Origin of the sequence: Lutibacter litoralis (genome assembly GCF_014646675.1) — a bacterium.
Classification (GTDB): domain Bacteria; phylum Bacteroidota; class Bacteroidia; order Flavobacteriales; family Flavobacteriaceae; genus Lutibacter; species Lutibacter litoralis.
In genome coordinates, this window is the sequence record NZ_BMNS01000005.1 from 324,620 (window position 1) to 332,269 (window position 7,650).

General features: G+C 28.0%; 9 protein-coding genes. 2 read left to right on the top strand and 7 right to left on the bottom strand.

All coding sequences use genetic code 11. From position 1 onward, the window contains the following. A partial coding sequence (locus tag IEW75_RS09870; protein ID WP_188704034.1) for a DUF2400 family protein occupies positions 1-113 on the top strand: 113 nt, incomplete at its 5' end. A gap of 487 nt (positions 114-600) precedes the next feature. On the opposite strand, the gene IEW75_RS09875 is transcribed toward IEW75_RS09870, so the two are convergent. The 6 genes from IEW75_RS09875 to IEW75_RS09900 form a co-directional block, all read right to left on the bottom strand. Continuing rightward, positions 601-789 (bottom strand): hypothetical protein, encoded by a 189-nt coding sequence (locus IEW75_RS09875; protein ID WP_134246639.1) that lies wholly within the window; start codon positions 787-789, stop codon positions 601-603. A 42-nt stretch (positions 790-831) separates the two neighbouring features. Then, on the bottom strand, positions 832-1,338 hold the full coding sequence (locus tag IEW75_RS09880) for a CAP domain-containing protein (protein WP_134246638.1): 507 nt from the start codon (positions 1,336-1,338) through the stop codon (positions 832-834). 529 nt (positions 1,339-1,867) lie between these two features. Then, positions 1,868-2,407, bottom strand: coding sequence for a DUF3124 domain-containing protein (locus tag IEW75_RS09885; protein WP_229714429.1), 540 nt, complete (start codon positions 2,405-2,407; stop codon positions 1,868-1,870). A gap of 128 nt (positions 2,408-2,535) precedes the next feature. Then, complete coding sequence (locus IEW75_RS09890; protein WP_134246637.1) at positions 2,536-3,996, bottom strand: aminopeptidase P N-terminal domain-containing protein; 1,461 nt, start codon at positions 3,994-3,996, stop codon at positions 2,536-2,538. Positions 3,997-4,249: 253 nt separating this feature from the next. Next, positions 4,250-5,383, bottom strand: a complete 1,134-nt coding sequence (locus IEW75_RS09895; RefSeq protein WP_134246636.1) for an ATP-binding protein — start codon at positions 5,381-5,383, stop codon at positions 4,250-4,252. A gap of 14 nt (positions 5,384-5,397) precedes the next feature. Next, complete coding sequence (locus IEW75_RS09900; RefSeq protein ID WP_134246635.1) at positions 5,398-5,739, bottom strand: hypothetical protein; 342 nt, start codon at positions 5,737-5,739, stop codon at positions 5,398-5,400. A gap of 277 nt (positions 5,740-6,016) precedes the next feature. On the opposite strand from IEW75_RS09900, the gene gcvT reads away from it, so the two are divergent. Then, the gene (gene gcvT, locus IEW75_RS09905; protein WP_134246634.1) at positions 6,017-7,099 is read left to right on the top strand and encodes a glycine cleavage system aminomethyltransferase GcvT; all 1,083 of its coding nucleotides are present in this window, start codon (positions 6,017-6,019) and stop codon (positions 7,097-7,099) included. Positions 7,100-7,257: 158 nt separating this feature from the next. Here the strand turns inward: gcvT and IEW75_RS09910 are convergent. Further along, on the bottom strand, positions 7,258-7,650 hold a 393-nt coding region (locus tag IEW75_RS09910), incomplete at its 5' end, for a 1-acyl-sn-glycerol-3-phosphate acyltransferase (RefSeq protein WP_229714430.1).

Sequence of the window (7,650 nt, forward strand, 5' to 3'; positions counted from 1 at the left end):
ATGATGCTAAAGCTTTAAATGAATTAGATACATCACTTAGAAAAATGGATAAAAATGATCCTGTTAAATACGATTTTGCCTTATTTGGGTTGGGTGTTTTTGAAAACTTTTAACTTTTTGCTTGAAACTATACAAACTTAAATGAACTAACAAACACTATTAAATTTTCTTATAATAAATAAGGGAAGCCATTATTACAATATTGTAACCCCTTACAATTGCACATAGACTTCCCTAATTTTCCCAAAAAAAAGTTTTATTCAAGGTAAACTTGAAAATGATTTTACTATAAAAAAAATTGATTTTTTTAATTCTGAATAGAATTAGTACTGTGATTCTTTTTTTGTAAATTATTATAGTTGTGAGGACTACATTTTTAGTTTTTAATAACAACCGTTGTGGGGACACAAAATTGTTCTTTTATTTCTATCGTTGTGGGGACAACTAATTATTCTTTAAACTACCGTTGTGGGGACACACAATTACTCTTTAATACTAACGTTGTGGGAACGACTAAATATTATTTAAACTACCATTGTGAGGACAACTAATGTTGGTTTTGAATAAACTAACGTTGCGGGGACAACTTTTAATTTTAACCTATAACAAAACACATTTTTTAGGTGTAATTAATTCTCCTAAATGATTGACATACTTAAAATCAGGCATTAATGTATTAATGTAAATCCTATTGATAACTTTTTTGTTAGGCTTTTTGCTTTCCGAATTACTTTTAATAAGCTTTAAATGAGAATCTAAGGCTGTTAACTTTTTTGAGGTTGATTTCATAATTTAAATTTCTAGGGGTTAAAAAAATAGGTTTATTAATTCTTACTTTTCAATAAAAATTTGAGTGAAATAGTTTCTGTTTTGGGAATTTGTATTCGTTGAAATACCAAAATGAGTATAACTTGGGTTTTCAATAATTTTTCTATGCTCATCGCTCTTCAACCAGCCATTAAAAACACCTTGAGCCGAACTAAATCCATAAGCTACATTTTCTCCTACAATTTTAGCTCCTGCATTAGTCATTAAATTTTCCGCTCTTTTGTTAAAATTGTCGTGATTAACAGAATTAGTTTTAATCATATAGTCTGTATGCACATCTGCTTCTACTGAAATTACATTTAAATTAACAAGTGTTGTTAAGCCTAAATCTGCTCTATGAGCATTCACTAGGTCTAAAATTTCATATTCTATATCAGAATAACTAACACTGGCAGTATTTACTACTTCTTTGTTTTCATTAAAATAGATACCATCATCTTCTGCGGAGCATGAAAATAAGATAGTTGATAAAAGAAATAGAAAGGATAGATTAAAAATTGAAGTTTTCATCTTTTTGGGGTTTTTGGGGTTTTGGGGTAAAGTAATTAGGGTTGATTTATTTTTATTGGGGTTAAAGTTTTGGGGTTAATTTATTTTTTTGGGTCTATAATTTTTTAATTGTTTTAATTTATACATCAAATATATATAATATAAACATACAAACCAAGAAAAAAACATAAAAATTACCATTTGTTGTAAAAAACATACCATTTATTAGGTAAAACAGTCATTTGTTGCATATTATAAGGGTTAGTAATTTTCTGCAATAAGTAATTAATTTTAGTAAAAAATATATTAATTGTAAAAAATCAAGACTAATTATCACTTTTTTAAGTGAAAACATTCCTAAAAAAAACTATAAAAAAAGTTAATTAATTGTTTTTAAAAGAACTTTGAAAGTAAAATTCTATCGTTTTTTAAACTAACTTTTAATTCATATAAATTAAAAAAAAGCTATTTTCAGAAAATAGTAACCTAATTAAGTTTCTTTTTTGTAGAAATAATAAAACTAAAAACCAAACTAACTCACTTCAACTAATTATTCAATTTTAATTCCCTGCGAAGTAAAAGAAATTCCTTGTTGGCCGGAAGTCGAAATCATAACGCTTTCAAAATGAGGATCGTTTACAGTTGATTTCTTTTTCCAATCAAAAACAAAATTTGCACCAGTCCCTCCGTGTTTATCAACTTCATCAATTACAATTTCAACAGTTTCTAATGGTGCTAAATAAATAGGTTTAGTAAAATAAGTTCTAATTAAATCTCCTTTGGTGTCAAAATAAGTTGCTTCTTCAATATACACAGAGTCGTTTAAATTAATATTTTTCATACTAACGGTAACCGTTAAATTATGTGTTCTATGCTCTGTACCACTGTATATTTGAGAATACACTGACAAATAAGTTTGTCCAGAGGTAAGTGTGTCTTTTTTATTTAAATCAATAGCTCTTTTTTCCCAATTAATAGGTTTAATAGAGCTAAACTCTTTTTCCAATTCACAAGAAAAAATAAACAAACAAACTCCTAAAAAAAGCATTGATTGTTTTACGGAATTAAATTTATGCATTTGAATTTTCATACGTCTTTATTACTTTTCAGCAGTATATGCTGTTTGCTATTATTCATTTTGTTAAGTGCTTACTTTCTAATATTGCTCGTTTCATGTAATTTGAATTTAGCATAATTCAGCTTTTAATAAGTTAAAAATCAATCTAATTTTGGTAACACAAAACTATCTAATACACTTGGAAGTTTCATTGTTGCTTCAATTGCTGAGGATGTTCTTGGGGCCATTGCAGATAAATTTACTGGACCTTCTTTTGTAACTAAGATATCATCTTCAATTCGAACACCAATCCCCCACCATTTTTCATCGCAATCGCTACCATTTGGAATATAAATCCCTGGCTCCATTGTAACTACCATATTTTCTTCAAACTTTTTATAATTACCAGGATCATGGACATCTAAACCTATATGATGTGAAGTTCCGTGTGGAAAATAGGAATGCCTTGTTTTTTCAGAAGCAATAATTCCCAAATCAGCCAAACCTTTGTTTATTATTTTTTTTGCAATTGCATTTGGCTTGTCCATTTTAGTTCCAATTTTATATGCTGCAATTCCAGCTTCCTGGGCTTTAAAGACCAAATCGTAAATCAGTTTTTGTTCGGGAGAAAACTTTCCATTTGCAGGAATTGTTCTTGTTACATCAGCAGTATACCCATGATATTCAGCCCCTAAATCCATTAAAATCAAATTGTTATCACCAATTAATGTTTTATTATTATCTACATAATGTAAAATACAGCCATTATTTCCAGCTCCAACAATTGAAGGGTATCCTTCATATTCTGCTCCGTATTTTTTATAAACAAATTCGTGCACACCTTGCGCTTCCGTTTCTGACATAGTTGGATGCATTGCTTTCATTATTTCCAATTGTCCGATTGCGGATATTTCAATAGCTTTTTTTAACAACACCAATTCTTCTTTGGTTTTAATTTCACGCAAAGAAGCCATGAATCCTTTTAATAATGGAGTATCTATTCTTTTTTTAGTTTCCCTATGCATATTGTCACCAGCTGGGTTCTTTAATTGAATTAAATCGAAAGATACTTTTTCTTTAAATGTTTTTATTAAATCATACAAATCGGCATCATCTTTAGAATCTCTCACATCATTTTTAAAATTATAGAATAAAATTTTATCAAATTTAGAAAAATCAATAGCATAACTTTTAAATTCCCTTCCATTATAGGCAACTCTAAAACCTAATTGATCTTGCGCTCCTAGCACTCCTAATCGAGTTCCAGTCCACATTTCTGCATTTTCGCTTCGTTCTTGCACAAATAAAACTTCATTAAATGTTTTACCTTGAACATTCTGATTTTCTTTAAAAATTAAAACCATTGCGTGTGGCTCCTTATACCCTGTTAAATAATAAAAATTTGGATCTTGATGGTATACATAATCTACATCATTAGCTCTATTTCTAACGGCATTTGCAAAAAAAACAGCAACACTATTATTCGGCATTTTTTTTCTAAGTTGCTCCCTTCTATCTTTATGAAAATCTTTTGTTAAATAATCTTGAGGAAGTTCATTGTTCTGAGAAAAACTTGTTAAAAAGACAAAGAAAAATACTAAAAATGTATTGTTTAATTTCATATTTAAATAAATTATTAGTTTTATTGAAACTCAAATATAGCAAAATCATAAAAGCAATCTATAATTGATTTAAATACTATAAAACAAATTAAAATCTAATTTTTGAAAACATTTTAATAGAATAAAAAAGAATATTTTAGTTTAATAAACTATTTATAATTCAACAAAATTAAGCAGTTGGTTAAAATCTCAATAAAACAAGTAGAAAAGTTTTATAGTTGGTCTAATATAAATAATAACTATACTGAAATAATTATTCTTCAATTTTAATAATTGGTTTATTTCTGGGTTTAAAACTAGAATCTTTAAATACTTGAGTTGGTAGTGTAAATTTAAATAAACTACCTTTATCTTTATTATCTTCAACCCATATTTTACCATGATGGCTCTCAACAAAATCTTTACAAACAACCAAGCCTAAACCACTTCCCTTTTCATTTGCTGTTCCTAATTTGACTTTATTGTTGTCTATAGTAAATATTTTAATTTTATTTCTATCCTCTACTCCTATACCTGAATCTGAAACTGTTATCTCAATATCTTTATCAAAAACCATTGCGTATACTTCCACCAATCCATTATTTTCAGTAAATTTAATTGCATTTAAGATAAGATTTCTTAAAATTACTTCCATCATGTTTTTATCTGCATTTACATTTAAATTTTCTGGATAAAAACTTCTTAAAGTAATATTTTTAATTAGAGCTGACTCTTTAAGTTCATCTATTATTCCGTCTATAACAGCTCCAATGTTAAAGTAAGTATGGTTAAGCACTAACTTTTTAGATTGATTTCTCGACCAATTTAGTAGGTTTTCAAGTAAGTTATGTGTTCTTTTCGCTTGAGCATTCATTTGATTAATTAAAATTTCAGATTTTTCAATTCTATAGTTGCGCAAGTTATTTTTTAATAGATCTGAAAACCCTAAAATAACATTAAATGGACTTTTTAAATCATGAGCAATTATAGAAAACAATAAATCTCTAGTTTCCAATGCTCTCTTTAGTTCATTTGTTCGTTCTTTAATAATTGTTTCTAACTCTAAATTATATTCTGACACATAATTATAAAGTTCCTTTTTAAAGACCAATCCTATGAAATTACCATCTTTTCCAACTGGTAATACATCTACATTAGAAACATCCATTTCAGATAAAACTTCTTTTACAGATTGCTCAAAATTAACTAACTTTTTAATTGACACACAATCAATTACTAAAACTTTAGAGTTTGTAAGTATATCATTTGGTGTTAAAACTCCATAAAACTGGTTTTGATCTTGAACAACAAGCGCACGTCTTTTTAACAAATCCTTTTTTATTGACTTTACACCATAAAAAGGATTTACTGTTAAAAAATCTTTTCGTATTAAATGCTCAATTTTCATGATTAATTTTATAATTAATCTTCCTCAACAATTTTACGAGAAACTTTAACTTTAAAATCAACTTTTAAAATTTCTTGCTCAGAAACATGGGGAAATACATTGTTTTGTAATATCTTCAATATTTTTTCTTTTGGCATTTTTGTTAAAATTCTCTTATTAACAAATACGCAATCTACATTTTCATGATTTGTTTCAATAATGGTGAAACCATTTGGGATTAACAGATCAAAAGATTTTGAAACTCCTTGTTTTCCGTGGGGAGAATTTTTACCTAAAACTAACATTTCTTCAAAAGGAGGTAATTTTATTTCTTCAAAACTTAAATTAACTGTGTATTTTATTCCGTTAGTACTCATAATTTTATTTATAGTTGTTATAAATTTATGAATAAATTTGATTCTTTTAACTAAAAAATTACTTAAAATGATTCTAAATTATAACTAAAATTAGTAAATCACTTAAAAAAGAACTAATTAGAGCTATTTAAATCGTTCTAATAGTTTGTATATAAAATAAAAAGAACACAACTTTAATTTTAAATTAAAGTCTCAAATTTAGGTTTATAATAAGGTAAATTAATACTAATTTATCAACTGATATTTTATTAATTTCGCAAAACTAAAATAGTTCATAATGAAAAATACTGCTTTAACTCACATACATGAAAAATTAGGTGCTAAAATGGTACCATTTGCAGGTTATAATATGCCTGTGCAATATGAAGGAATTAACATTGAACACGAAACAGTAAGAAATAGCGTAGGTGTTTTTGACGTTTCCCATATGGGAGAGTTTTTTCTAGAAGGAGAAAATGCATTGGCTTTAATTCAAAAAGTTACTAGTAACGATGCTTCTAAGCTTGTTGATGGTAAAATTCAATACAGTTGTTTGCCAAATAATGATGGTGGAATAGTTGATGATTTATTAGTCTACAGAATTTCAGATAAAAAATTTATGCTTGTTGTAAATGCTTCTAATATTGAAAAAGATTGGAAGTGGATTTCGCAACATAACGACTTAGGTGTTGAAATGATAAATGCTTCTGATGACTATTCCTTATTAGCTGTGCAAGGTCCAAAAGCCTCTGAAGCACTACAATCGCTTACAGATATTGATCTTTCAACTATGGTTTATTATACTTTTAAAATTGGTGAATTTGCTGGTTGTAAAGATGTAATTGTTTCTGCAACTGGCTATACAGGTTCTGGTGGATTTGAAATTTATATAAAAAATAAAGATGCAGAAGCTGTTTGGAATGCAGTTTTTAAAGCCGGAGCTGAATTTGGAATTAAACCAATTGGATTGGCTGCTCGTGATACTTTGCGCTTAGAAATGGGATTCTGTTTGTATGGAAATGACATAGATGACACCACTTCACCTATTGAAGCTGGTTTGGGGTGGATTACAAAATTCACTAAAGATTTTGTAAACTCTGAAGCATTAAAAAAACAAAAAGAAGAAGGAGTAACAAAAAAATTAATAGCCTTTGAAATTTCTGAAAAAGGAATTCCACGTCAAGGCTATGAAATTGTTACAGAAAATGGAACTGTAATTGGAACTGTAACATCAGGTACTATGAGCCCTTCACTTAAAAAAGGAATTGGAATGGGTTATGTTGCCAAAGAATACGCCAAAAGAGATACAGAAATTTTTATTCAAGTTCGTAAAAAAGCAATTCCTGCAACTATTGTTAGATTGCCATTTTATAAAGGGTAAAATTCTTTTTTAATAGAATAGTAAAATAGAGGTTGTCTAAAAGATTAAATTTTAGTTAACCTATACTTCGACTTCGCAGAGGAATCCAGAAATTAATCTGATTACTAAGTGGAGTCGAAGTGTTTTAAACCAACAATAAGTATAAAGCCAGCTTACACTTACAAGTTAAAATTCTCAGGTATTTTGCCTTTTACACCTCTATAATAGGAATAAAAATGCTCAAAATCTTTTCCAATATCTTCTGTTAAAGAATAAGGCTCTGATATTTTGACTTGTTTATTTCCGAAATCTAACGTTGCCATAACAATAGGAACATTTGCGCCTTTAGCAATATAATAAAAACCTGTTTTCCAAGGGTCAATTTTTTTTCGGGTTCCTTCTGGTGATAATGACAAAATAAATTTTTCATTTTCATTAAATACGTCAACAATTGCTTGTACTTTATTCGTGCTTTCACTCCTATTTACAGGCGTTCCACCGAGATTTTTAAAAATAAATCCAAAAGGAGGATTAAACAATGAAGCCTTACCAATATAATTTATAGGTGTTCC

What these genes read in the sequence shown, in the direction of transcription:
- IEW75_RS09875 (WP_134246639.1), bottom strand. Translation starts at nt 789, where the DNA reads ATGAAATCAACCTCAAAAAAGTTAACAGCCTTAGATTCTCATTTAAAG.
- IEW75_RS09880 (WP_134246638.1), bottom strand. Translation starts at nt 1,338, where the DNA reads ATGAAAACTTCAATTTTTAATCTATCCTTTCTATTTCTTTTATCAACT.
- gcvT (WP_134246634.1), top strand. Translation starts at nt 6,017, where the DNA reads ATGAAAAATACTGCTTTAACTCACATACATGAAAAATTAGGTGCTAAA.
- IEW75_RS09890 (WP_134246637.1), bottom strand. Translation starts at nt 3,996, where the DNA reads ATGAAATTAAACAATACATTTTTAGTATTTTTCTTTGTCTTTTTAACA.
- IEW75_RS09895 (WP_134246636.1), bottom strand. Translation starts at nt 5,383, where the DNA reads ATGAAAATTGAGCATTTAATACGAAAAGATTTTTTAACAGTAAATCCT.
- IEW75_RS09885 (WP_229714429.1), bottom strand. Translation starts at nt 2,407, where the DNA reads ATGAAAATTCAAATGCATAAATTTAATTCCGTAAAACAATCAATGCTT.
- IEW75_RS09900 (WP_134246635.1), bottom strand. Translation starts at nt 5,739, where the DNA reads ATGAGTACTAACGGAATAAAATACACAGTTAATTTAAGTTTTGAAGAA.